The organism is Paraburkholderia sp. D1E (assembly GCF_052682275.1).
In genome coordinates this window covers 6,495,330-6,518,559 of record NZ_JBQYMB010000001.1, presented here as the reverse complement: position 1 = coordinate 6,518,559, position 23,230 = coordinate 6,495,330, and the positions used below count along the sequence as shown (strand labels likewise).

The following is a 23,230-nucleotide window of genomic DNA, read 5'->3' as shown; positions in this document are numbered from 1 at the left end:
CGACCGCCTCACCGTCTGTTCGCCGGTGTTTCCCGGCGTCACGCCTCCCCTTGCGCGTCATAACGTCGTCTTCCGGGGGACAGCGTCCCGCACTGCGATTTCAGGCGCGGCCAGATTGGCCGTGGTGGCGATCGTGGCAAAGCGGCGCGGCTGGCGGCTAGCGAGCGCATGCTCATAAACCAGCTGGTAATCCTCTCTCACGCGTTGCACGCTGAATCTCTCGCAGTTTTGCCGCGAACGCGCCATCAGCGCGGCATGGGCAACACGATCGGTCAGGAGCAGGCCAAGCGCCTGCGCAAGCTCAACCGGATTCGCGGGCGGCACCAGCAGACCGGCTTCGCCGTCATCGAGCATCTCCGGAATGCCGCCCACCTGAGTCCCGACAATCGCGCGCCCCGCCTCGCGGGCTTCGCACAACACCAGAGCACCCGGCTCAGCGTGCGAAGCCAGAGTAAAAACGTCGGCTTGAGCAAGATAGGCACGCGGATCAGCAACGAAGCCCGTAAAGTGCGCATGCTCCGCCACGCCGAGTTGCTGAGCCAGTGTTTCCATCGCGGCGCGATCGGGCCCATCGCCGACCAGATACAGCACCGCGTCAGGCACACGCTCGCGCAGCAGCGCGAAAGCCTGCAGCAAATCGCGGATACCCTTGCGTTCGTACATGCCCGCCACCGTGACGATGCACGGATGGGCCAGTTGCGGTTCGTGAGGCACCGGTGTGCTGGCGAGACGCGGCGTGCCGATCGTCCCATTGCCGACGACAGCGAGACGTGCGCGTGATATGCCGCGTCGCGCCATCGCTACCGCCACGGCCTCGCTGACCGCCACGACACGATCGCCCACGCCCATGAGCGTCGCACTTTTCTGAAACTCGTTGTGTACCGTGGTGACCAGCGCGAAACGCCGCGGCAGGAAGCTCAAGCGTGCAATCAGCGCGCCGGTGATCATGTGTGCGTGCACGACGTCGGGGTCGTACCTCGCGACCAGCCGGTGAAAGCCGGCTACCATCGCCGGTACGCGCGACGGCCGTGGCGATTGCGCGAGCAGCACGTGACGCACGCCCTGCTGCGCCAGCAAACCCTCGTGGCCGCCACCCGCCGACGCCACCGTCACGTCGTGGCCGACACGCGCCTGCATACAGGCGAGGTCGACCATCATGTTGACGATGCCATTGCCGACGTTCTGTGCATGGTTGGCTAGATGAATAATCTTCATGGGATCTGTGCAGTATCCGTTGAGTGAGGAGCGGCAACCGCTGGCGGCGCCGTCTGTGGCGTGAAGCGATACATCAAGGCTTTGCCGTGTGCGTCTTCCTCGACCAGCACGAGGTATTCGCCCGACGCAAGGCGATGAGCGGTAAGCGGCATCGGCACATCGATCCAGCCGCTCGTCGAGCCGACTTCCTTGCCCGGTTCGAGCCGGCCCACATCGCGGCCGGTGGCCCGGTCGTAGACACGCACGATCGCGCTTCGGGTTTCGATGGCAAACACGTAATCACCCGCCACTGCGAAGCCGCTGATCGACGACCAGTCGGGCGCGCCGCGATCGGGCAAGCCGATGATGTAGCGCAGCAGTGGCTTGCCGTTCTTCCAGTGGTCGTAACGCGCCAGTTGCGAGCCCGCGCTATTCCAGTTGTCCTGAATGAATGGATGCGCCGGCGTCGACCCGGAGACGAACATCGTGTCGTCGGCGGGGAAGTAATTCAGGCGCGCAATGCGGTAGAACGGCGCGGGCGGCGGATACTGCCGCATCGCTGTATAGCGGTAGACCGGATTGCCGACCCGGTCGAAACCCTGCAGCGGAAACGAGCGGATTCCCTGCGACTCAGTGCCCTGCCAGATATCGCCCTGGCTGTCGACCCACCACGCGCGCATCTGCGGCGCGTCGGTGCTGCCGGTGTTCTGGTCGAACGCGCCGGAGGAAAAGTCACCCTTGCCGCTCGCGTCGCGCCAGATCCATTCGCCTTGCGCCGGCTGGTTGGGCGGCCACGCGCCGTCGATGTGCGACTGCGAAAAGAGACCCGAAGGAATCGCCGTCTCGCGATCGGCGGTAAAGCGGTAGATGCGCAGAAACGACGAGTACATGTCCGTCGTATAGAGCAGCCGGTGTCCGCGAACATCACGCACGAGCGGCATGCCGCGCTGGCCGCCCAGGTACAGATGAAAGTACGGATCGTAGGGATAGCGGAAACGGTCGGCGGTATAGCCGGCGTAAGACCATTCCTCGCCGGCAGGGCGTGTCAGGTCAAGCGTGAAGCGTTTGCTACCGCTATAGACCGAGGGCGGCTCGCCATCGACGAACTGCGCCCCATCGACGAACAACAGCCCTTGCAGACTGAAGCGCTGCTTGCCATCGGGCGCATAGCTCTCAATCAGCGCACCGTCGTAGGTGCTCGGACCGGTGCCGATGGGACGCGGTCCCGCGCCGTTCATCGACACATAAATGTTGCCGGCCCGGTCCACGCCTACGCCGGTCAATCCATTGAAGCGCCGCGGCCCCGGCGCACCGGCGCGGCCCGCATAAATGCCGCCCTCTTCTCCAAAACTCGCCGACAGTTGCATGCCCGCTCCCGGCTGCGCCGTGCGGGATGCCGTTACGCCAGGGTTCGCTGGGTTCGCCGTGAAAATCAGGATCTGCTGGCGCGCGCCGTTGTCGGCGATCAGCAGCCGTCCGCGTGTGTCGACCGTCAGATCCGCGGGCACCACACCACGCGGCAATGCGAGCTCGCCAAGACGCGCGCCATCGCGTGCCCGGTGGACCACACGTTCGGCGCCATCGGTGCGGCTGTTCTCGACGATCCACAGCGAGCCATCGGGCGCGAGCGCGAGGCGCCCCGGTTCGTGGACCGGGAAACTGCCGATCGCCTGCATCGTTTGGGCATCGAAAATCTGAATGCGGTTGTCTCGCTGATTCGATACGAAGAGCCGCGTCTCGTCGGCGGCGAGTCCGCGGATCGCGTAATCCTCCTTGCTCGAAAAAGTCGAGACCAGCAGAAACGCCAACCGGCTACCGCCCGGCCAGCTCACCTGACCGGCGAACGGCACGCCGTCGCGGATATCGGCGCGGCTACGGCGAGCGACGCCGGTCCACTGCTCGCCCTCGCGCGGCATGCGCCGGTGTTGGGCCATCTCGTTGCCGAGACTGACAACCGTTTGCGCGACGAACACGTATTCGTCGTTCACGGCGATTGCGTCGCCGCCCATCATGCCCCAGCCGTGCGACTCGCCACCGTAGCGAACCAGTTGACCGTTACGGTACTGGCCGATCTCGCCGCCGCCTTCGTCCCAGGGCGCATTCGTGAAGACGTCGCCATCAGGCGTGGCAGCGAGCGCCTGCACATCGATCTGCATCCAGCGATGGTCCGCGTAGCCCCAGGTATTGCCAATCCACGACGTGCGGTAAGACAGAGACGGATGCGCGACCGCCGCGCGCGCTTCGGCCGCGGGCTTGCCGGCAGACGCCACGAAGATCGCATCCGACGCGGCTCGGGTTGTCTGCGCCAGAGCAAGTGTCGCGCCGCCCCCCGGGTCGCTCGCCGCGATCAGCACGAGCACCGGCAACGCCAGAGCGGCGGCGCATATGAGGCGTTCGAAGGTTTTGCGTGCAAGACGTCGCATGATCTCTAACGCGTCAGAACGCGTCGATCGCTTCGCGGTAAATGTGCGCAACCTGCGCGGCGACCACCGGCCGGTCGAAATGCCGGCGGGCATACGCGCGGCACGCCTGCGAATCCGGCACCACGCGGCGGCCGAGCAGGACATCCGTGATGCCGTCGCCAATCGCCTTGAAGCCGCCCGAGGGCAACACCAGTTCGGCCGATAAGGGCGCCACCGCTTCCGGCAGACCGCCCACCGGCGTCACCAGCACCGGCGTGCCGGCCGCGAGCGATTCGATCGTCGTGAGCCCGAAGCCTTCGAGCGACACGGTCGGCACCACCGTCATATCGGCGGCGCGATACCAGAGCGGCACCTTGTCGTCGGGCACGTAGCCGGCGAGCCGAACGTGGCGCTCGAGCCCGCGCGCGACGATACGCGCCTGCAATTGCGCCTCCAGCGGCCCTTTTCCGGCGATCGTCAGGAGTACGTCGGGCAGCACCGGCTTGACGATGGCGATCGCATCGATCAGGTCCTCGAGTCCCATGCGCGATACCAGACGCCGCATGCAGAACAGCAACGGCCGGTCCAGCGGCAAACCGAGGCGCTCGCGTGCCTGCCGTTGCGTCACGCGCGTGTCGAATTGCGCGACATCGACGCAGCCAGGCACGATCCGGATGCGCTCGTCACGCACGCCATAGGTCTCGCGCAGAACCTTCCCGAACGCCTGCGATAGCACGATGTGACGCGTTCCGCCCCGGTACACGAAGCGCTCGAGCGCCACACGCATCGCGCGCGACCAGCCGCCACCGCCACCCGGATAGGACTCGGCGGCCCACGGTCCGTGAAAATGCACGACCTTCGGCACGCTTCTGAAGAGGCCTGCGGTCGGCGCGGCATAGAGCGCAAAATGCGTGGCGACGACGTCGGGCATCTTCGCCGCCCGCAGCGCACGCGACTGCCTGCGCGAGCCCCACAGGCGCGTGCCGAGCGACGCCTCTACGCCCGCGAAGGCAAGCACGCTGCCGCCCGACGCGTCGAACACACCGGGGGTGCCCGCCACCATCCCGCGCACATTGACGCCCTGTGCCGGCAGCGTATCGATCAACGCCTTGAACATGCGATCGAGGCCGCCTGGCCGTTCGTTGAACCAGTGCATGCCGATCTGCAGCGAATCGATCGGCGCGCTCATAGCTCCACCGACGCGGTCGCGCAGCCGGCGGGCAACGATTGCGCCGTGCGCCGCGCATGCACCTGCTCGTAGAGCGACAGATAGCGCTCCGCCATGGCTTGCCAGCTCAAGGTTCCAGCGACTTCGCGCGCCGCCTGCCCCAGGCGGTGAGCGTATTCTGGATCGCTGGCGAGGCGCTCGATCGCCGCGGCAAGCGCAACCGCATCGTTGGGATCGTCGAGCACGATGCCGCTTCTGGGCGAAATCACTTCAGCGCCGCCCGCGGTACGGACGGTAATGACCGGCAATCCCGCAGCCAGTGCTTCGAGCAGCACCAGTCCCATCGGTTCGTAACGCGAGGGAAACACGAACGCATCGACTGAACGCATCAACGCGGGCATGTCCATCACCATGTCCGTGAAGTGGACCCGTTCCGTCAGCCCGAGTGAAGCCACCAGCGCCGGATAGGGACTGTTATGCAGAATCCCCGCTACGGCGAGATGCACATTGGCCGAGGTATGCACAAGCGCGTGCAGCACCGTGTCGAGATTTTTGCGCGACATGCGCAGGTCGCCGGCGAACAGCAGCATGAACGGCGCCGACGGCAAACCGAAGCGGGTCCGCTCAGGCGTACCGGGCGCGAATTCGTCGACATCGACGCCGTTATGAATCACTTGCAGCTGCGCCGGTGCGATGCCCAGCGCGCGCACCTCGGCGGCGACCGTGTGCGACACCGGCACGATGACCTCCGCATGCCTGAATGCCCATTTTTCGCAACCGATATTTAACAGCGTGTAGATGACCTGATACGCATCGTAGAAGCTGCGTAACAGGCGAAACGGATAAAAACCGCAGCGATACCAGCCGTCATGAACGAAGTGCGCCGCATTGATATCGGCGCGCGCCCATGCAATGAAACCGTTCACGTGAATCACATCGAACTCCTGACGATGTGAACGGATCCACGCACCGCAACGCCACGCGAACATCTGGTACTGGGCGAGTTTGCCAGGCAACCTGCTTTCGCCAATCGGCACGAAGCACACGCGCGGGTGCTGCACCAGTTCAGGCGCAGCACCCGCGGCGAGCAGCGTCACCGAATGACCGGCCGCGAGCGCCGCCAGTACGATCTCGTAGTTGACACGCCCTTGCCCATCGTTCTTGCGCACGACATGAGTGACGATCAAAATCCGCATCCGGGTGTCCTTCATCTGGGTATCTTTTAGGGTCGTGCCGGGGCCGCGGCGACCACGCTGTGGCGTTCACGCGCGTAGCGCAGCGAGATCACCGGCAGGGTCACGCCGATAAAGAAAAACATGCCCGACACCGCGGTCAGCGTGTTAATGAAAACCATCATCGAGAAAATCGCCACGGCCACGCCGACGCCGGAGATCGCCAGCAGATCGGTCGGGTACTGGCGGCTCGCCCGATACGCGCGCCACAGCAGCATGACGATGCCGGTGGTGTAGAGCAGCGTGCCTGGCCACCCCATCACGTAGGGCACCTCCATCAGGCCGCTGTCGAAGTTGAGCATCGCCTGTGCGCCCGTGTCATCGGAGAGCTTGCTGCCAAGGCCGATCGTGCCGAGCCCCTGGCCGGCGATATCGGTTAGCGCCGACGACATGAATGACTTGTAGAACTCCGCGCGCGCCTGGTAGCTGTCGTCCTGAGCGAGATCCTGAATCGAGCTCAACCGCTGCGTCACCGGCTCCGCAACCTGATCGATCATCATCAGCGGCGCAGCCACCACGGCCAGCCCGAGTACTGCCGCCACCAGCCGCATGCGGCTTTTACCGTCGAGCATGGCGAAGGAATACACCAGCGCGATCGCAAAACCGCCCCACGTGCTGCGTGCGCTGGTGAGCAGCAGCACGGGAACCCCTACGCATCCGAGTACGATGCGCGCTTTACCGCGCGCGGCCAGCGACATCAGCAGAATCGTCATGAGCGTGACCGCGAACGGCCCGCACGAATTCATCGTGCTGCTCACACGCATGCCGAACGGCACCGGCTGCCCCTCGGACAGCATCTTCGAAGAGATCAGCCAGAAGGCGTCCCACGGCATCGGCGAAACGAACTCGAGCAAACCGTACACACTCATCAGGAGTCCGCCATAGACGAAGGTCTTCAGCAGAACCCGGTGATAGTCCGGATAGTGGCGCCACGTCACGGTGAGATAAAACGCCACCATCACGGGATACAGCCAGTTGATGAGCGTAAACGTCGCCGCCGCCGGACCGACCTGCGCCATACCGACCACAAAGGCATAGAGAAGCGCGATCACAATCAACACCAGCGGCGCCGCACGGCGCTGCCCCAGCAACGACACATGCTTGAGCAAGGTCAGGCCGGTGAGCGCGACGGCGAGCAGCGTCGCCACCATGATGGGACTCTGCGGATTGAACGTGCCGTTGACGAAGTCCGCGAGGCGCCGCACTTCCGGCGTCAGAAAAAACAGCCAGCAGACAAAACCGATGTAATGCGCGGGCGAGCGCCGATACAACACCAACGCCACGCCGAACGCACCGAGCGGATAGAAATACTCGACCAGCCTGCCTTGATGCAGAAGGATCAAGGCCAAAGTCGCGGCAAACAGGAGCACCGGCAAGATCAGCGGATGACGCAAGCCTTTGCGCCGCGCGCGTGCTGCCTGAGTGGGACGGCCTGAACGTGGAGCCGGTTCGTCTGGCGAAAACGCCCCGCCGGGCAGAATTCGCCGCTGGCCCTGCGATGCCGGCAGTCCAGCCTGCATAGAAGGCGTGATCAGCATTCGCGCCATTACAGGAGCTCAAAAGTGTTGACGAGCGCCACACCATCGCGCTCGCGGCGCCGCGTACCGAAGAGCGGCTGGCTGCCGCGCACCTGGCGCGTCAAGCCGATGAACGGCACGCCATGTTCGAGGTACGGCCCTTCCGTCTTACGAAAACCGAATTGCTCGTAGAAGTCGCGCAACCCGAGCGGAGCGCTCACGCGCGTGGCATGTCCCGGCCAACGCTCGGCGATCGCCTGCAGCACGCGTTCGAGCAAGAGTTCGGCGGTGCCGTCGCCGCGCCGCAACGGGCTGGTCAGCACCTTATCGATGGTGATTTCCGGATCTTCGGCGTCGCCGGGTTGCAGGCGTGCGTAAGCCAGGACCGGCATGGGCCGCCCCATGTCCTCGACTGCGAAGACGTGCAGCGCGTTCTCATCGTGACCGTCGGCGTCAAGACAGACATGCGATTGCTCGACCACGAAGACCGCACTACGCGCCCGCAAGATCAGATACAACTCGCGTGCCGAAAGCTGCTCGAATTCCAGCGTTTTCCAGTTCATCACGTTCCCCAGCGGTAAATAAGTTCAGCGAGCACGGCATCGCACGCCGCCCTCGACGGCCTGGCTCAACACGCCGGCCTGTTGTCATGGCTACACGGTACGTCCGCGAAACGCGCGTTTCCGTGCGCCATCGCACTGACGCTGGGCTTTGACAATTCTTAAATACGAGGCGTCGGAACACGGCGCCGCAGGAAATCGTAAAAAACGGCTTCAGGCACCGTGCAAGCGCGGCAACGATGCGCGTCGATCCGCCACCAGACGCGTCGCGATGACGCCACGCGCTGCGATACACGCCAAAAACGACGATGTCCGTTCGTTTTACGACAGCAACATTCGAGAGACCGTTGACCAACAAGGGGGCACCTCAACATGAAAACCGCACTGCGACGCATCCTTTCCGAATCGGCCCGCCTCGACGTCCCGCCGGACACCCTGGCTGACGACGCCGACCTGTACGCCGCGGGCCTGTCTTCGCTCGCAACAGTGCATCTGATGCTGGCCATCGAAGATGAATTCGACATTGAAATTCCTGACCGCATGCTGACGCGCCGGTTGTTCTCCAGCATCGCTTCGATGGCCGCCGCGGTCGCCGAGCTGCAACAGGCGAAGGCGGCAGCATGAACGCCCCGTTGCTGGACACGGCCGCGGTCGCGGCGCCGCTCGCCGCGACCGATGCTGCGCAACCCGCCAACGCCGCAGTCGTGCTGAGCGCGGTGGAAACCGAACCCGGCTGGCGCGCGGCGGCGCAGCGCTGCGCCGCCGTGGCCGCGCAGTTCGCCGATTCGGTGGACCGCGAAGCGCGTTTCCCCCTCGAGGCTTTTGACGCGCTCAAGCACGAACATTTGCTGTCGGCGATGGTGCCGGCCGCGTTCGGCGGCGCGGGGCTCTCGCTCGCGGATGTCGCCGCGATCTGCGACACGCTCGCGCAGGGTTGCGCCTCCACCGCGATGGTGTATGCGATGCATCAGATCCAGGTGGCCTGCATCGAGGCGCACGGCAGCGAGTCGGCGTGGCATCGGCAATTGCTCGCGCAACTCGTCGAGCATCAATGGCTACTGGCTTCGGCGACCTCCGAAGAGACCATCGGCGGCAATATGCGCACCAGCGCCTGCTCGGTCGAACTCGAAGGCGAGCCGGGCAAGCAGCGCTATCGCATCGAAAAGCTCGCGCCGACGATCTCGTACGGCGCACATGCGGACGGCATTCTGGTCACCGCGCGCCGCACCGCCGAGTCGGCCGCGGCCGACCAGGTGCTGATCGTCGCGTTACGCGAAGAAACGCAACTGGAAAAGCGCGGCGGCTGGGATTCGATGGGCATGCGCGGCACCTGCAGCGAGGGCTTCCGGCTCGTCGCCACGGGTCTCGCCGAGCAGATCCTGCCGACACCCTTCGCCGATATCGCCGATCAGACCATGCTGCCGGTCTCGCACACGCTGTGGGCCTCGGTATGGACAGGCGTCGCCAGTGACGCGGTGAATCGCGCGAAAGCCTTTTTCCGTGCGCAGGCCCGCTCGAAGCCCGGCTCGATTCCACCGGCCGGCCTGCGCCTCGCCGAAGCGGTCGGCCTTCTGCAGATGATGCAGGCGCGCCTGTCGGTCGCGCTCGAAGCGGCGCGCACCGCGCACCACGCGAAACACGGCGGCTGCCAGGCCGATGCGCCGCTATCGGCCATGCTGGGGTTCGCCTCCGACATGAACACGCTGAAAACCAGCATCTCGACCACCGCGCTGCAGGTCGTGCAGGAAGTGCTGATGATCTGCGGCATGGCGGGCTACAAGAACGGCACGGAATACAGCGTGGGACGGCATCTGCGCGACCTCTATTCCGCGCCGCTGATGATCAACAACGACCGTATCGCGCAGAACACGGCGAGCCTGTTGCTCGCACAGCGTCCTGCCGCCCCGGGGAGAGCCTGACATGAACACGATGACCGATACCGCCGCGCTGGCCGCCGCAACGACCGCTGCGGCCCAGGAACAGGCCCCCGCGGCGCCGACGTTCCGCGACGAACTGCTGGCCGCCGGCCTGTTGATCGATACCGGCGAAAACGGCCTGTACGGCCGCAGCCAGATTTTCGAAGACGTGGTGGAGCGTCTGAACGTGGCGATCACGCATCTCGGCGCGGACCAGCAGCCGGAAGTGCTGCGCTTTCCGCCCGCCATGCGCCGCACCGACTTCGAAGACAGCGAATACCTGAAGAGCTTCCCGAACCTGGCCGGCACGATTCACTCGTTCTGCGGCAACGACATGGGCCACCAGCGCCTGTTGCGCGCACTCGACGACGCGATGACCGAAAGCGACGACGAACGCAGCGAAGAATGGATGGCGCAGCAAAAACCAACCCGCGTGGTGCTGACGCCGGCCGCCTGCTACCCGATCTATCCGGTGATGGCGCGGCGCGGCCCCCTGCCCGCCGATGGCCGCACTATCGACGTGTTGTCGTATTGCTTCCGCCACGAACCATCGCTGGATCCGGGCCGCATGCAGATGTTCCGGCAGCGCGAATACGTGCGCCTCGGCAACGCCGACCAGGTGATGGCGTTCCGGCAGATGTGGGTGGAACGTGGCTCGCTGCTGATTACGCTGCTGCAACTGCCGGTGGAAGTTGACCTCGCCAACGATCCGTTCTTCGGTCGCGGCGGCAAGATCGTCGCCGATAGCCAGCGTGCTCAGGCGCTCAAGTTCGAACTGCTGATTCCCGTGGCCGACCCGCGCGGCAAGACGGCGTGCCTGTCGTTCAACTATCACATGGAGCACTTCGGCGCGATCTGGAAGATTGCCTGCGAAGACGGCACGGTGGCGCATACGGGTTGCGTCGGCTTCGGCATGGAGCGCATTACGCTGGCGCTATTCCGTCATCACGGGCTCGACGTCAACGCGTGGCCGGACGACGTGCGCGCGCTACTGTGGGGCGACACGGAGGCGCGCGTGGCGCAAGGCATGCAGTCCATGCAACCGGCCTCCACGGTGAATGCGCAGGGTGACGGAGACAGCGCATGAATCCATCCGTGATCCCTGCACCGAAGGGCGTGCAATCCACCTTCCCGATGCCCCGCCGGCTCGATCTGCCAGCTCCGGGCGGCGCGGCCGCGCCCATAGCACCGTTGCGCCAGCATGCGCCGCACGCGCTGCATCAAGGCGAGCGCGTCTGGCAGGAGACCAACTGCTACGTCGACCTGTGGATCGAACTGCTGCACGGTTTCGGGCTCGATCCACGCGCGGCGTTCGGGTTCACCGTCACGCAGGATTTCGAAGGCGATCAGTTCACGTTCTTCAAATTCCCGCTCGAAGACCTCGAGCGGCTCTATGGCACCCAGGTGCAGGAACTGGCGATCTACGACTCGCTCGAAGCCCGCGTGCTCGCGCAGACCTTGCGCGGCCATACCGTGCTGGTGGAAGTGGACGGCTATTACCTGCCGAATACGCGTGCCACGTCGTATCGGCGCGAGCATCCGAAAACCACGGTGGGGATCGACTTCATCGATCCGCCTGCCCGCCGCCTCGGTTATTTTCATAACACCGGCTATCACCTGCTCGAGGGCGTTGACTACGACGGCGTGTTTCGCAAACTGCCGCAATTCGCGCAGCAACCGGACTTGCTGTTTCCGTATGTTGAATTCGCCAAGCAGACGCGGCCCGCGCTGGAAGGCACGGCGCTCGCCGAAGCATCGGCGGAATTGTTGTGCGCGCATCTGGGCCGACGGCCGCTGACCAATCCGATCTCGCAGTGGCGCGCAGCGTTTCCCGCGCATCTCGAGACGCTGCTCGAACGCGGCGAGGCGTTCTTCCATCCGTACTCGTTCAACCTGATGCGGCAGCTCGGCGCGAACTTCGAGTTTCTCTCGAAGTATCTGCTGTGGCTGTCGGCACAAGGCTTCGAGGTGCCGGCGTCGATCCCGGCGGCCGCGCAGAGTATCGCGTCGGAGTCGATGGTGATGCAGTTCCGGCTCGTGCGGGCCATCACGCGCGGGCGCCGCGATTCGTGTGAAGACTGCTTCGATGTGCTCGAAAGTGCCTATGAAAAGACGCTGCCGCCACTCGCCGCGCTTGTGCTGTGACGCGCTCGTTTCGAGCTTCAGGAAATCGCCGTGGATGCGCTGACGACTGATCTGGTACCGGATGAAGACGAGTCGCTTCCGGCAGCGTTCGCTGAGACGGCTGCCGAAGCTGCCGAAGCTGCTGGCATTATCACGGCCGTTGCAGCGGCCAATGCTATACCCCAGAACCTCTGGCCGCAGCAACTCGACGCGGGGTGGCAGTGCATCAGCACGCCGGCCGGTGCATGCGCGTCGCCCGCCGACTTACCCGCGCAAGGCTGGCTCGACGCGCCCGTACCCGGTACGGTGGCGAGCGCGCGCCGTGCCGCGGGCCTGCTGGACATAGCGAATCCGCCGCCGCTCGCCTTCGACGATCACTGGTACCGGCTCACGCTGACCGGCACAGGCAAACGCCGCTTGCGCCTACACGGCCTCGCGACTCTCACCGAAGTCTGGTTCGACGGCGTCAGGCGCCTCGACTCCGATTCGATGTTCGTCGCGCACGATCTCGACATCGAACTGCTCGGCAGTGCGACACTCACGCTGTGCTTTCGCTCGCTGACTCCGGCGCTGGCGGCAAAACGCTCACGTGCCCGCTGGCGGCCACGGCTCGTTACACCGTCCACCTTGCGCAACGTGCGCACCACCCTGCTCGGCCATATGCCCGGATGGTGTCCGTCAGTACAGGCAGTCGGCCCATGGCGGCCAATTGAATTGTTGAGTGACGCGCCGCACGCATTCGACACGATTGATCTGACAAGCCGCCTCGACGACAAGGACGGCGTTGTTTCGCTCACGCTACATTTCGTTCATCCGCACAACGTCGGCACGTGTGCGGCCTCGTTGAATTGCGGCGGCTTTGTTTCGTCTTTGCAATGGTGCGATGCATATACACTGACCGGCAGCGTCTGTGTCCCGCATGCCGAACGCTGGTGGCCGCACACGCACGGCAATCCCACTTTATATCCTCTGACGTTGCAGCTTGATGACGAGCGCGCGACTTCCCATCCATTGGGATCGATCGGCTTTCGCAGCATCGAAGTGGATCACGGCGCGGACGGCGCGGGCTTCGCATTGCGCGTAAATGGCACGCCGGTGTTTTGCCGCGGCGCCTGCTGGACCAGTGCGGATCTCGTCACGCTCACCGGCACCGAGACGCAACTGCGCCACACTTTCGCGCTCGCCCGCGATGCGGGAATGAACATGCTGCGCGTAGGCGGCACGATGGTGTACGAGTCCGACACCTTCTACGCACTCGCTGACGAATACGGTCTGCTCATCTGGCAAGACTTTGCGTTGGCGAATTTCGACTACCCGAACGATGCCGCCTTCAGCGCTTCCATCGAGCGCGAAGCGACGCAATTTCTGACCCGCACGCGGCGCTTTGCCTCGCTCGCGGTACTGTGCGGCGGCAGCGAAGTCGACCAGCAGGCCGCCATGCTCGGCCTGCCCGCTTCGATGCGCACGCAACCAGTATTTACCGAACAGCTACCCGCTATCGCCGCGCGCGAGCGGTCAGACATACCGTATGTGAGCAACTCGCCCTCAGGCGGCGCGTGGCCGTTTTCAACTAATGAGGGCATCACGCACTACTACGGCGTGGGCGCCTATCAACGCCCGCTCGACGACGTGCGCCGCTCGCAGGTACGGTTCGCCGCCGAATGCCTCGCGTTCGCCAACGTGCCCGACGATGCCACCTTGCACGATGCGCTGGGCACGATCCATCTGCATGACCCGCGCTGGAAAGCGGCCATACCGCGTGACCCCGGCGCCGGCTGGGATTTCGACGACGTGCGCGACCATTATCTTCAGACGCTCTACGGTGTCGAGCCGGCGCAGCTGCGTTACGAAGACCCTGAGCGCTATCTGGATCTGTCACGCGCGGTGGTCGCCGAGCTGATGAGCGACGCGTTCGCCGAATGGCGGCGCGCCGGTTCGACGTGCGGCGGCGCGCTGGTCTGGCAGCTCCAGGATCTGCGCCCCGGCGCAGGCTGGGGCTTGATCGACGCCACAGGACGGCCTAAAAGCGCCCTGCACGGGCTCGCACGCGCGCTGCAACCCATCCAGATGCTCATGACTAACGAAGGCCTCAACGGCCTCGATATTCATTTGCTGAACGAACGTGCGGAACCATTGCTCGCGCAACTGGACCTGGTCTGCCTGCGCGACGGTAGCGTCAAGGTAGCGTCGGCCAGCCGCGCAGTCGAACTGGCGCCGCGCAGCACGCGGCGTATCGGCGCGGCGGAGTGCCTCGGCCAGTTCTTCGACTTCACGCACGCATACCGCTTCGGCCCGCGCGCCCACGACGTCACAATTGCGACACTGCGCGATCCGGCGAATGGCCGGATCATTTCAGAAGCGGTTCATCTGCCAGAGCGGCGTGCCGGCGAGCGCCACGACCTCGGTCTGACAGTCCGTGCCGAGCGCACAGCCGACGGCTGGCAACTGATCATCGAAGCGAAACGCTTTGCGCGCTTCGTTCATATCATTGACACGCATTACCGTGCCGCACGCGACTGGTTTCATCTGCCGCCCGACCGCCCTTGTGCCGTGCCGCTCATCGCCATTGAGAAACTCGTTGTGCACGCATCTAACGCAGCGTTTAAAGCTGACGCAACATGCGAGGCACCCGCCGGCGAAGTACGCGCGATCAATGCGATATCCGCCACCTTCTACGGTTAATTGTCGTCCCTGAACGAGCTACCCCCTCGCAAGCCGCATAAAACCTCGCGCTGCGCGCGCCCGCCTGTCTGGTCTACAGAATCACTGTTGGTTTTTTTGCGACCTCCCGATCGTCAAAACGGACGCTTCGTACGGGACCGTACGCAACGTATAGAACACATCTGAATCAATTCCGGCACACCTTGGACGGCCCCCAACAACGCGCACACAAGGGCTATTTCATCTCTGAGACACCCTCTGCAAAGATATGCTGATCCGCCGCTAACCCAATCCGATCAAGGACTTGGCTCGAATAAAAATACCTTTCGAAGAAGGTACGCGTTAAGCAGGCGTTGTACAGAATTGAAACAAAAAGCCACGTTTGGCTTCGCGCGCCGCTGAGGCCTCGTTCGTTGCGCCGCACCAGCACTCGTTTCCCCTATGGCTGGCACGCTCCTCGCTAAAGAGAAAGTGCAACATCGCGTCGCCGCAACGATATCTACAAAGACGGCTGCGACGCATCAGGCCAATACGGGGCCGTTCCTGTTCATCCCTCGCTGCTCGCCAGGCAGCACGTCGTTTATTCAAGGATGCGGGCATCGGATCAAAAACACGAAGTCACGCTGCGCGCGGCTTCAGCGAGGACCGATCATGTTGACACTTCAATCAGATCTGCATGGCAACCATTTGCTCGGCGCATTGCCGTCACACGAATGGCAAGCTCTTGCCCCTCATCTCGAACTGGTTCACCTGCGCAACGAGCAGTTGCTGTGCGATTCAGGTCAACGCATCCATCACGTCTACTTCCCGACCACTGCGATCATCTCCATGCTCTCGACGATGGAAGACGGCAGCTCCGTCGAAATCGCCGCGGTCGGCCGCGAAGGCATGACCGGCGTGCCGGTGCTGACCGGCGGCGAAACCATGCCGAACCGCGTGCAGGTGCAATGCGCCGGCTTCGCCTACCGGATGAGCGCACAGGCACTCAAGCAGCAATTCGCACGCTCTGACTTCCTGCGCCGCCTGATGCTGCTGTATATGCACGCTCTGCTCACGCAAGTCGCACAAACCGCCGCCTGCAATCGCCACCACGCGCTGAACAAGCAGTTGTGCCGGTGGCTGCTGATCGAAGTGGACCGCGTGGCATCGAACGAGCTGACGGTCACCCAGCAACTGATCGCCGACATGCTCGGCGTGCGCCGCGAAGGCATTACGGAAGCGGCCGGCAAGTTGCATGACGAAGGCCTGATTCATCACAGCCGCGGCCACATCAGGATCCTCGATCGCAAAGGTCTTGAAGCTCGCGCCTGTGAATGCTACGGCCTCGTCAAGCGCGAATTCGACCGCCTGCTGCCGCGCCTGCGCCAGGCTGAAACGGTCGAGTAAGCAGTCAACCAAGGCTGCATCGTTCGATTACAGGGTAGATCATCATGTTCAGGAATACTGCGCGATGTCTCGACGCACTCTTTGTGATTGCGGGCGGGCTGCTCGCTCACGGAATGCGCTTTTCGACGCCGATTGCATTGTCGGACACCGAGCGTCTTCTGATCGCCTTCAACTGCGTACTCGTGCTGCTGATGTTTCCCGGCTTCGGCGTGTATGAAACGTGGCGCGGCAAGGCGCTGCCTTCCATGCTGTTGAGAGTTGCCGCCGCGTGGCTGGTGGTGGTCGCCACCGCCCTCGTGCTGGCGTTTACCTTGCACCGCATGGATGCCGTTTCGCGGCTGTGGTTCGGTTACTCGACGCTGATCTCCGGCGTGCTGATCATCCTCACCAAGTGCCTCGTGCATGTGGCGCTGCGCAGCGTGCGCCGGCGCGGCATGAACTTCCGCACGGTGGCGATCGTCGGCGCGCCTGGTTTTTCGCGCACACTGCTCGCGCATCTGGACCGTGCGCCGCAAGCCGGCTTCAAGCCGGTCTGCGTCTTCGACACCAGTATCGAAGCGGCCGGCACGTACGGCGTGCGCCTCAATCGCCTGCCGGTGCTGACCGATCTGAATGCGTTCGCCGCCAAGGTGCGCGAAGAGCATGTGAACGAAGTGTGGCTCGCGTTGCCGCTCTCGGAAGAACATACGATCTATCGCTTCACGCGTATGTTCAGACATGACTTCGTGAATTTGCGCTTCATCCCCGATGTACGCAGCCTCTCGCTGTTCAACCACGCGCTGGTCGATGTCGTCGGTTTACCGACGCTCAATCTGAGCGCCACGCCCGTCTCGCCGCCGCAGATGTGGCCGAAGCTGATTTTCGACCGCCTGTTCGCCGCGGCCGCGCTGCTGGCCCTCGCGCCCGTGTTCATCGTGCTCGCGATCGCCATCAAGCTGAGCTCGCCAGGGCCGGTGTTCTTCCGCCAGACCCGCAAAGGCGTGGATGGCCAGCCGTTCGCGATCTACAAGTTCCGTTCGATGACCGTGCACCACGAAGCGCACGGCCAGGTCACGCAGGCCGCGCGCAATGATGTGCGCATCACGAAACTCGGCGGCTTCATGCGCCGCACCAGTCTCGACGAACTGCCGCAATTCCTGAACGTGCTGCTCGGCCAGATGTCGGTGGTCGGCCCACGTCCCCATGCCGTTGAACACGACGATCTCTACAAGGATCAGGTGTACGGCTATATGAACCGCTACCGGATCAAGCCGGGCATTACCGGCTGGGCGCAGGTGAACGGCTATCGCGGCGCCACCACCAAAGTCGAAAAGATGGAGACGCGTGTCAAGTTCGATCTCTTCTACATCCATAACTGGTCGTTCTGGTTCGACATGAAGATCGTGTTCGTCACGATTTTCAAGGGTTTCGTCGGCCGCAACGCATTCTGACCATGCCACTCCGGGAACCGTTTGTGAAAGTCTCCGTGATCGTGCCGACGTACCGGCGCACCGCCGACCTCGCACGCTGCCTCGCGGCACTCGATGCGCAGGAGCGCCGCGCCGACGAAATGATCGTGATCGCCCGCCACGACGATTACGCGACACTCGACTGGCTGCGCACGCGCGAAACGAACCGGCCCGACCCGCGCCGCTGGATCGTGCTGGTGCATAAACCGGGCGTGGTGGCGGCCTATAACCTCGGCGTCGACAGCGCCAGCGGCGACGTGCTCTGCTTTACCGACGACGACGCCGCGCCGCATTCCGACTGGATCGCACGGATCGCCCGCGCATTCGAAAACGATCCGGCGCTCGGCGGTCTGGGCGGACGCGACATCGTGCATGAACGCAATGGCATTCTCCAGGGGCAGAAACCAAGCGTGGGCCTCGTGCGCTGGTATGGCCGGACCATCGGCAATCATCATATCGGCCACGGCGCGGCCCGCGAAGTGCAGGTGCTCAAGGGCGTCAACATGGCGTTTCGCCGCGAGGCGATCGGCAGGCTGCGCTTCGACGCCCGCCTGCGCGGCACCGGCGCGCAGGTTCACTGCGAGATGGCCTTCAGTCTGGACGTGCAGCGGCGCGGCTGGACCCTGATTTATGACCCGTCGCTGCTGGTGGAGCACTTCCCGGCCCAGCGCAGCGACGAAGACCAGCGCTTCACATTTAACGACGCCGCTTTCTATAACGCGTCATTCAATCTCCGACTCATCATGTGCGAATACCTGACGCCACCCGGCCGATGGGCGTTCGTCGTTTACTCGACGCTGATCGGCGATCGCGCGGACCCGGGGTTCCTGCGCGCATTGTCGTTGGCATTCGAGCGCGGCGGCGTGGCACTCGCGCTTCGCAAATGGAGAGTGGGTTTACGCGCAATGCGCGGGGCATGGCAGGAGGCGGCGCGCTGATCGATCAGCGCGCCACTTCACGCGAGGGACCACCAAAATGACTATCAAAACAATTGCCGCAGGGCTCGCGGCCGCATCTCTATGCGCCTGTTCACTGGCGCCCGGACCTTATCTCGACACCAAGCGGCTGGAGCCGCCTGCTCCGCCGGAGCAAACCGCGGAGAAGTTTCCGGTGCACACGATCGACGTCGGGTATTTTCGCCAGCAACGCGCGGCCGCCGTACCGGCTGTCTGCCCGCTGTCGTGCCTGACGGCGAAAACCCGTGGCGCTTACGACTACCGGCTCGGCATCGGCGACCAGTTGAGCATCATCGTCTGGGATCACCCGGAACTGACCGGTGGCGGCACGGGCGTGAATATGCCCCCGCTTCCTTCCGCCAGCAGCGGCTCAACGCCTTCGCCTGGCCCTACGCAGACGCAAGGCGCGACACCGATCGCGCCGACGCTGACGGGCGGCGGCGAAGGCGGACTAACCGTGCGGGTTGCCAATAACGGCACGATCTTCTTCCCACGCGTAGGCCGCATCAAGGTGGTCGGCATGACCGCGCAGCAGGTCCAGGAATCGCTAACGAAGGGGCTCTCGAAGACGATTCGCAATCCTCAGCTGGACGTGCGCGTGTCGGGCTTCAACAGCCAGTCGGTGCAGGTGACCGGCAATCTGCGCACGCCCGCCTCCGAAGCGATTACCGATACGCCGCTGACCGTGCTCGATGCGATCAATCGCGCGGGCGGCGCGCTGCCCGACGCGGATCTGCAGAACGTCGGCGTGACCCGCGACGGCAAGCGCTACACGGTCGATGTCGCCTCACTGCTCGAAACCGGCGATCCGCAACAGAACGTTTTGCTGAAAGACGGCGACATCATCGATGTGCCGGATCGCTCAAACAGCCGTGTCTTCGTGCTCGGCGAAGTGAACAAGCCGACCTCGCTGCCGATGAACCGCGGCCGCCTGACGCTCGCCGATGCACTCACCGGCGCCGGCAGCCTCGACGTCAAAACCGGCGATCCGCGTTTTGTTTACGTGGTGCGCGGCGCCGACAAGACGCTCACGCCCGACGTCTATCAGCTCGACATGACCCAGGTCGACGCGTTGATGCTGATGACCAAGTTCGAATTACAGCCGAAGGATGTGGTGTACGTACAGGTCTCGAGCGCAGCACGCTTTAACCGTGCACTCGAACAGATCACGCCGACCCTGCAGTCCATCTTCTACACGGTGCAGTTGGGCCGGTAAAAAAACGCACGCAACGGAGTATCCCTATGAGTACGTACGACATGCTGGACCACGGACCCGCGCCCAGCAGCGACGAGGATGCGGTGATGCGCGACTTGCTGCGCATGATCATGGATCAGATCTGGTGGGTGATCGGCATTGCCGGCTGCGTGATTCTCGCTGCGGTGATCTACACGAAGATCGCCACGCCAATCTATTCCGCCGACGCGCTGCTTCAGGTCGACGCACAGACCAACGGCATCGGTTCGCAAAGTCAGAGCGCGCTGTCGCTTATGCCGTCGATTGGCCCGATGCGCACCGACGCGGAAATCGAAATCATCAAGAGTCGCGCGGTGGTCGAGCCGGTGGTCGAGCAGTTCAAGCTGAACTTCAGCACGTCTGCGAAGACCATGCCGGTGCTTGGCAAGATTTCGTCGTGGTTCGCGCATCCGGGCCGTCCGCTCGGCGCCGCGTTCGGCATGAATTCGTATGCGTGGGGCGGTGAGGAATTCGAGGTCGGATCGATTACGGTGCCGAAATCGCTGGAAGGCGCGCGCCTGACATTACGCGTGCTCGATTACGGCCGCTATGAAGTGACCGACTCGTTCGGAACGCAGATTCTCACCGGCGTGGCGGGTCAGCAAGCGAGCGGCAACGACGTCACGCTGTTCGTCAAAACACTGGTGGCCCGTCCCGGCACCGAGTTCTACGTAACGCGCTTCAACCAGCTGGACGCGGTCGCCGGGCTCTCATCCGGATTGCAGGTAGGCGAAAAAGGACGCGACACCGGCGTCGTTCAATTGTCATACATGGGCCCGGATCCGCACGCGATCACGGCGATCACCAATGCGGTGGCGGCGTCGTATCTGGCGCAACGCACCGAACGCGCGCAGGAAGAAGCGAGCCACATGCTGAGCTTCCTGAATAGCGAATTGCCACGGCTGCGCGCCGAGGTGAAAAAAACCGAGACCGCATTATCGGAGTATCAGTCTAAAGCCGGTTCGTTCCAGCCGACTCAGGAAGCAGGCGTCTATCTCGCCGGGGGTCTCGACTACGAAAAGCAGATTGCAACGCTACGCATCCAGCGCGCGCAACTACTGCAGCGCTTCACCGAAGAGAGCCCGGAGGTGCAGCAGGTGGACGCACAACTGGCGGCGATGTCGCGCGAAAAGGCTCGTTTCGAAGATCACTTCAGCACCCTGCCGAGCTCCGAACGCAACGCGCTCTCCTTGCAACGCGACGCGAAGGTTGCCGAGGAAATCTATGTGGCGCTGCTGAACAAAACCCAGGAGCTGTCGATTTCGCGTGCCGGTACGATCGGCAACGTGCATATCATCGACGAAGCCTTGCTGCCGTCCCAGCCGGTGCGGCCCAAGTCTGTTCTGATCATTTCGGCGGGCACGCTGCTCGGCATCATCGCGGGCATTCTGTTCGCGTTCTGCCGTCGCACGTTCTTTACCGGCGTGGCCGATCCCGAGTTCGTCGAGCGACGTTTCCAGTTGCCGATCTTTGGCTCGATTGCCTTCAGCCCGGAGCAGGCTCGTAGCGACCGGCAGTTGAGCGCAGCACGCGCCGCGGCCCTCCCCAGCCCAAGGTCGACACCGACCGAAGTGTCGGCGCAGTCGTCGGGCATGACGCGAATGCTTCGACCGGGTTCGGCAGCGGATCGCCAGGACAGGGTGCAGGTCGGTACGCAAACTGTCGTTGCGTCGCACAAGACACCCATGCGGCCGCTGCTGGTGAAGACCCATCCGTACGACTCAACGGTGGAGAGCCTGCGCGGATTGCGCGCCACGCTGCAATTCGGCCTGATCGATGCGCCCAACCGCATCGTAGCGATCACAAGCCCGGCACCCTCGGACGGCAAAAGCTTTCTGTGCGCCAATCTGGCTGCGCTAATTGCGGAATCGGGCAAACGCGTGCTGCTGATCGATGCCGATCTGCGGCGCGGCCGCCTCGCGCAGTATCTCGGCCGCTCACCCAATGGTGGCCTGACCGAACTGCTGACGGGTCAGGTTGATCTTGAAGTCGCGGCTCGCGCTACGGGCGTAGATGGCTTGCACTTCATCGCAACGGGCGCTTATCCGCCGAATCCTTCGGAAATTCTGACGTCGGCGCGCTTCGGTGAAATCCTCGCGCGCTTCGAGCAGGAGTTCGATCTGGTGATCGTCGATACCCCGCCGCTGCTAGCGGTGGCCGATGCGGCGGTGATTGCCCATATTGCCGGTTCGACGGTGCTGGTGATGCGGGCCGGCGCTCATACAGAAGGCCAGGTGGCCGAGGCGCTGAAGAAGCTGCGGCGCGCACGGGCCCGGGTGGTGGGCGGCGTGATGAACGCGGTGCCGCTCAAGAGCCACAACAAGAACGGCACGTACGACTATGCGTATGCGTACACCTACTCCGCCAGCGATCCGCTCGATACTCACGGACCACGATAGATCGGATTAAAGGCTGGTCAAAGAAAAAGGGCTGTGCCGGATCGAGGCACAGCCCTTTTGCATTGGTGTGAGGTTCAGGCGTATAGAACGCGGCGACGCTCTTACAGAAACGCGCTGACATCGGTACGAAAACGCACGGCCAGCGCCTTCGCCACCTTTTTGCTGATGGCGCGCCGGCCTGCGAGGATATCGCTCACCACGGTGGGCGATGCGATACCGATCAGATCCTTCTGCTTGAGCCCGTGCGTCTCCAACAGATGCCGCAACACCTCGCGTGGCTCCGCTTTCGGGATCGTCACGTTGTGCGCTTCCCAGCTTTCGATCAGGTCGGTGACGATCGCGAACAGATCGGCCAGCGGATCCTCCTCGTTACCGTTCAGGTGATCGGCGAGCGCGTTGGCGAGTCGCACCATCTTCTGATAATCCTGCTCGTTGCGAATGGGCGTGATCGGCAACTGGCTTTGCAGTGCAGCCCAGGTTTCAGCGATGTCGGGAAAGACTCCCGGAAGGCGATCGGCATTCATGAGTTTAAATTCTTCCTCGTCCAAAGGTCGTATTCCGCATGCGTCAATACACGACGAACGAACAACGACTGCCTGTTGTAGTGAATCGCCGCGACGATCCGGAACCGGTCGCCGCCTACATCGAAAACGGTGTATTGCGGTGGCACGTAGTCCACGCCCGCGAACGTCTGCTTCAGGTCGTTATAGCCATACGCGAGGCAAGCCTGCGCCAGTGAGTACCACGTCAACAACGCACTGCGCGCCTCCGGATGTCGCTTTATAAAGTCCAGCAATACTTTCTTCGAAATGACCCGCATCGGATTTCCTCACACGTACACGCGCACTGAACATGCACGCTCTACCTGTAAGGCTAAAGGGATGGGATCGACACCGATAGCCAGCCGGACGGCATAGTCCGAACAGCTAGCAACGTCTTGCTGCAGTAAGACAAAATCCATTCTATTCGCATATCGAGAAGTTCGCAATATGCGAATATAGAGATATTCGATTGTGCTTTGAGACCCTTTCGC

At 63.5% G+C, this 23,230-nt stretch carries 18 protein-coding genes; 10 read left to right on the top strand and 8 right to left on the bottom strand.

Annotated features, from left to right (window positions below):
• Window positions 1–57 precede the first annotated feature (57 nt).
• The 6 genes from ACUN0E_RS29345 to ACUN0E_RS29320 are packed head-to-tail and all read right to left on the bottom strand — an operon-like array spanning window position 58 to window position 8,076.
• A complete protein-coding gene (locus ACUN0E_RS29345) occupies window positions 58–1,215 on the bottom strand; it encodes a glycosyltransferase family 4 protein (protein ID WP_445568813.1) in 1,158 nt (385 codons plus the stop codon).
• The gene (locus ACUN0E_RS29340) at window positions 1,212–3,617 is read right to left on the bottom strand and encodes a hypothetical protein (RefSeq protein ID WP_445568812.1); all 2,406 of its coding nucleotides are present in this window, start codon (window positions 3,615–3,617) and stop codon (window positions 1,212–1,214) included. The genes ACUN0E_RS29345 and ACUN0E_RS29340 overlap by 4 nt, the downstream gene beginning before the upstream one ends.
• 13 nt (window positions 3,618–3,630) lie before the next feature.
• A complete protein-coding gene (locus ACUN0E_RS29335; protein ID WP_445568811.1) occupies window positions 3,631–4,785 on the bottom strand; it encodes a glycosyltransferase family 4 protein in 1,155 nt (384 codons plus the stop codon).
• Window positions 4,782–5,960, bottom strand: a complete 1,179-nt coding sequence (locus tag ACUN0E_RS29330) for a glycosyltransferase family 4 protein (protein ID WP_445570541.1) — start codon at window positions 5,958–5,960, stop codon at window positions 4,782–4,784. Before ACUN0E_RS29330 ends, ACUN0E_RS29335 begins: the two co-directional genes overlap by 4 nt.
• 26 nt (window positions 5,961–5,986) lie before the next feature.
• Window positions 5,987–7,543: an O-antigen ligase family protein gene (locus ACUN0E_RS29325; RefSeq protein ID WP_445568810.1), complete on the bottom strand. Its 1,557-nt coding sequence runs from the start codon at window positions 7,541–7,543 to the stop codon at window positions 5,987–5,989.
• Window positions 7,543–8,076 (bottom strand): GNAT family N-acetyltransferase, encoded by a 534-nt coding sequence (locus tag ACUN0E_RS29320; RefSeq protein WP_408235444.1) that lies wholly within the window; start codon window positions 8,074–8,076, stop codon window positions 7,543–7,545. Before ACUN0E_RS29320 ends, ACUN0E_RS29325 begins: the two co-directional genes overlap by 1 nt.
• Window positions 8,077–8,445: 369 nt before the next feature.
• Here ACUN0E_RS29320 and ACUN0E_RS29315 point away from each other — a divergent pair, with 369 nt between their 5' ends.
• The 10 genes from ACUN0E_RS29315 (at window position 8,446) to ACUN0E_RS29270 (ending at window position 22,197) form a co-directional block, all read left to right on the top strand.
• Complete coding sequence (locus ACUN0E_RS29315; protein WP_408235441.1) at window positions 8,446–8,697, top strand: acyl carrier protein; 252 nt, start codon at window positions 8,446–8,448, stop codon at window positions 8,695–8,697.
• Window positions 8,694–9,992 carry an acyl-CoA dehydrogenase family protein gene (locus ACUN0E_RS29310; RefSeq protein ID WP_408340484.1) on the top strand — a complete coding sequence of 433 codons (1,299 nt, stop codon included), beginning with the start codon at window positions 8,694–8,696 and terminating at the stop codon, window positions 9,990–9,992. Before ACUN0E_RS29315 ends, ACUN0E_RS29310 begins: the two co-directional genes overlap by 4 nt.
• A gap of 1 nt (window position 9,993) precedes the next feature.
• Window positions 9,994–11,076 (top strand): amino acid--[acyl-carrier-protein] ligase, encoded by a 1,083-nt coding sequence (locus ACUN0E_RS29305; protein WP_445568809.1) that lies wholly within the window; start codon window positions 9,994–9,996, stop codon window positions 11,074–11,076.
• Complete coding sequence (locus tag ACUN0E_RS29300; RefSeq protein ID WP_408235432.1) at window positions 11,073–12,134, top strand: DUF1839 family protein; 1,062 nt, start codon at window positions 11,073–11,075, stop codon at window positions 12,132–12,134. The genes ACUN0E_RS29305 and ACUN0E_RS29300 overlap by 4 nt, the downstream gene beginning before the upstream one ends.
• A 30-nt stretch (window positions 12,135–12,164) precedes the next feature.
• Window positions 12,165–14,795: a glycosyl hydrolase 2 galactose-binding domain-containing protein gene (locus tag ACUN0E_RS29295; protein WP_445568808.1), complete on the top strand. Its 2,631-nt coding sequence runs from the start codon at window positions 12,165–12,167 to the stop codon at window positions 14,793–14,795.
• 630 nt (window positions 14,796–15,425) lie between these two features.
• On the top strand, window positions 15,426–16,160 hold the full coding sequence (locus tag ACUN0E_RS29290) for a Crp/Fnr family transcriptional regulator (protein ID WP_408235426.1): 735 nt from the start codon (window positions 15,426–15,428) through the stop codon (window positions 16,158–16,160).
• A gap of 44 nt (window positions 16,161–16,204) precedes the next feature.
• Entirely contained in the window at window positions 16,205–17,590 is a 1,386-nt protein-coding gene (locus tag ACUN0E_RS29285; protein WP_408393633.1) for an undecaprenyl-phosphate glucose phosphotransferase, read from the top strand.
• A gap of 2 nt (window positions 17,591–17,592) precedes the next feature.
• Window positions 17,593–18,546: a glycosyltransferase family 2 protein gene (locus ACUN0E_RS29280; protein WP_445568807.1), complete on the top strand. Its 954-nt coding sequence runs from the start codon at window positions 17,593–17,595 to the stop codon at window positions 18,544–18,546.
• A 37-nt stretch (window positions 18,547–18,583) separates the two neighbouring features.
• The gene (locus ACUN0E_RS29275) at window positions 18,584–19,780 is read left to right on the top strand and encodes a polysaccharide biosynthesis/export family protein (protein ID WP_408235418.1); all 1,197 of its coding nucleotides are present in this window, start codon (window positions 18,584–18,586) and stop codon (window positions 19,778–19,780) included.
• A 26-nt stretch (window positions 19,781–19,806) separates the two neighbouring features.
• Window positions 19,807–22,197 carry a polysaccharide biosynthesis tyrosine autokinase gene (locus tag ACUN0E_RS29270; protein ID WP_445568806.1) on the top strand — a complete coding sequence of 797 codons (2,391 nt, stop codon included), beginning with the start codon at window positions 19,807–19,809 and terminating at the stop codon, window positions 22,195–22,197.
• A gap of 101 nt (window positions 22,198–22,298) precedes the next feature.
• On the opposite strand, the gene ACUN0E_RS29265 is transcribed toward ACUN0E_RS29270, so the two are convergent.
• Window positions 22,299–22,721, bottom strand: a complete 423-nt coding sequence (locus ACUN0E_RS29265) for a helix-turn-helix domain-containing protein (RefSeq protein ID WP_445568805.1) — start codon at window positions 22,719–22,721, stop codon at window positions 22,299–22,301.
• On the bottom strand, window positions 22,718–23,017 hold the full coding sequence (locus tag ACUN0E_RS29260; protein ID WP_445568804.1) for a type II toxin-antitoxin system HigB family toxin: 300 nt from the start codon (window positions 23,015–23,017) through the stop codon (window positions 22,718–22,720). The genes ACUN0E_RS29265 and ACUN0E_RS29260 overlap by 4 nt, the downstream gene beginning before the upstream one ends.
• Window positions 23,018–23,230: the final 213 nt, after the last annotated feature.

Bases quoted from the DNA above. Each gene is read 5' to 3' on its own strand.
- ACUN0E_RS29275 (WP_408235418.1), top strand. From the start codon at position 18,584: ATGACTATCAAAACAATTGCCGCAGGGCTCGCGGCCGCATCTCTATGC.
- ACUN0E_RS29325 (WP_445568810.1), bottom strand. From the start codon at position 7,543: ATGGCGCGAATGCTGATCACGCCTTCTATGCAGGCTGGACTGCCGGCA.
- ACUN0E_RS29280 (WP_445568807.1), top strand. From the start codon at position 17,593: ATGCCACTCCGGGAACCGTTTGTGAAAGTCTCCGTGATCGTGCCGACG.
- ACUN0E_RS29290 (WP_408235426.1), top strand. From the start codon at position 15,426: ATGTTGACACTTCAATCAGATCTGCATGGCAACCATTTGCTCGGCGCA.
- ACUN0E_RS29320 (WP_408235444.1), bottom strand. From the start codon at position 8,076: ATGAACTGGAAAACGCTGGAATTCGAGCAGCTTTCGGCACGCGAGTTG.
- ACUN0E_RS29265 (WP_445568805.1), bottom strand. From the start codon at position 22,721: ATGAATGCCGATCGCCTTCCGGGAGTCTTTCCCGACATCGCTGAAACC.
- ACUN0E_RS29305 (WP_445568809.1), top strand. From the start codon at position 9,994: ATGAACACGATGACCGATACCGCCGCGCTGGCCGCCGCAACGACCGCT.
- ACUN0E_RS29315 (WP_408235441.1), top strand. From the start codon at position 8,446: ATGAAAACCGCACTGCGACGCATCCTTTCCGAATCGGCCCGCCTCGAC.
- ACUN0E_RS29270 (WP_445568806.1), top strand. From the start codon at position 19,807: ATGAGTACGTACGACATGCTGGACCACGGACCCGCGCCCAGCAGCGAC.
- ACUN0E_RS29285 (WP_408393633.1), top strand. From the start codon at position 16,205: ATGTTCAGGAATACTGCGCGATGTCTCGACGCACTCTTTGTGATTGCG.
- ACUN0E_RS29310 (WP_408340484.1), top strand. From the start codon at position 8,694: ATGAACGCCCCGTTGCTGGACACGGCCGCGGTCGCGGCGCCGCTCGCC.
- ACUN0E_RS29335 (WP_445568811.1), bottom strand. From the start codon at position 4,785: ATGAGCGCGCCGATCGATTCGCTGCAGATCGGCATGCACTGGTTCAAC.
- ACUN0E_RS29340 (WP_445568812.1), bottom strand. From the start codon at position 3,617: ATGCGACGTCTTGCACGCAAAACCTTCGAACGCCTCATATGCGCCGCC.
- ACUN0E_RS29260 (WP_445568804.1), bottom strand. From the start codon at position 23,017: ATGCGGGTCATTTCGAAGAAAGTATTGCTGGACTTTATAAAGCGACAT.
- ACUN0E_RS29345 (WP_445568813.1), bottom strand. From the start codon at position 1,215: ATGAAGATTATTCATCTAGCCAACCATGCACAGAACGTCGGCAATGGC.
- ACUN0E_RS29330 (WP_445570541.1), bottom strand. From the start codon at position 5,960: ATGCGGATTTTGATCGTCACTCATGTCGTGCGCAAGAACGATGGGCAA.
- ACUN0E_RS29300 (WP_408235432.1), top strand. From the start codon at position 11,073: ATGAATCCATCCGTGATCCCTGCACCGAAGGGCGTGCAATCCACCTTC.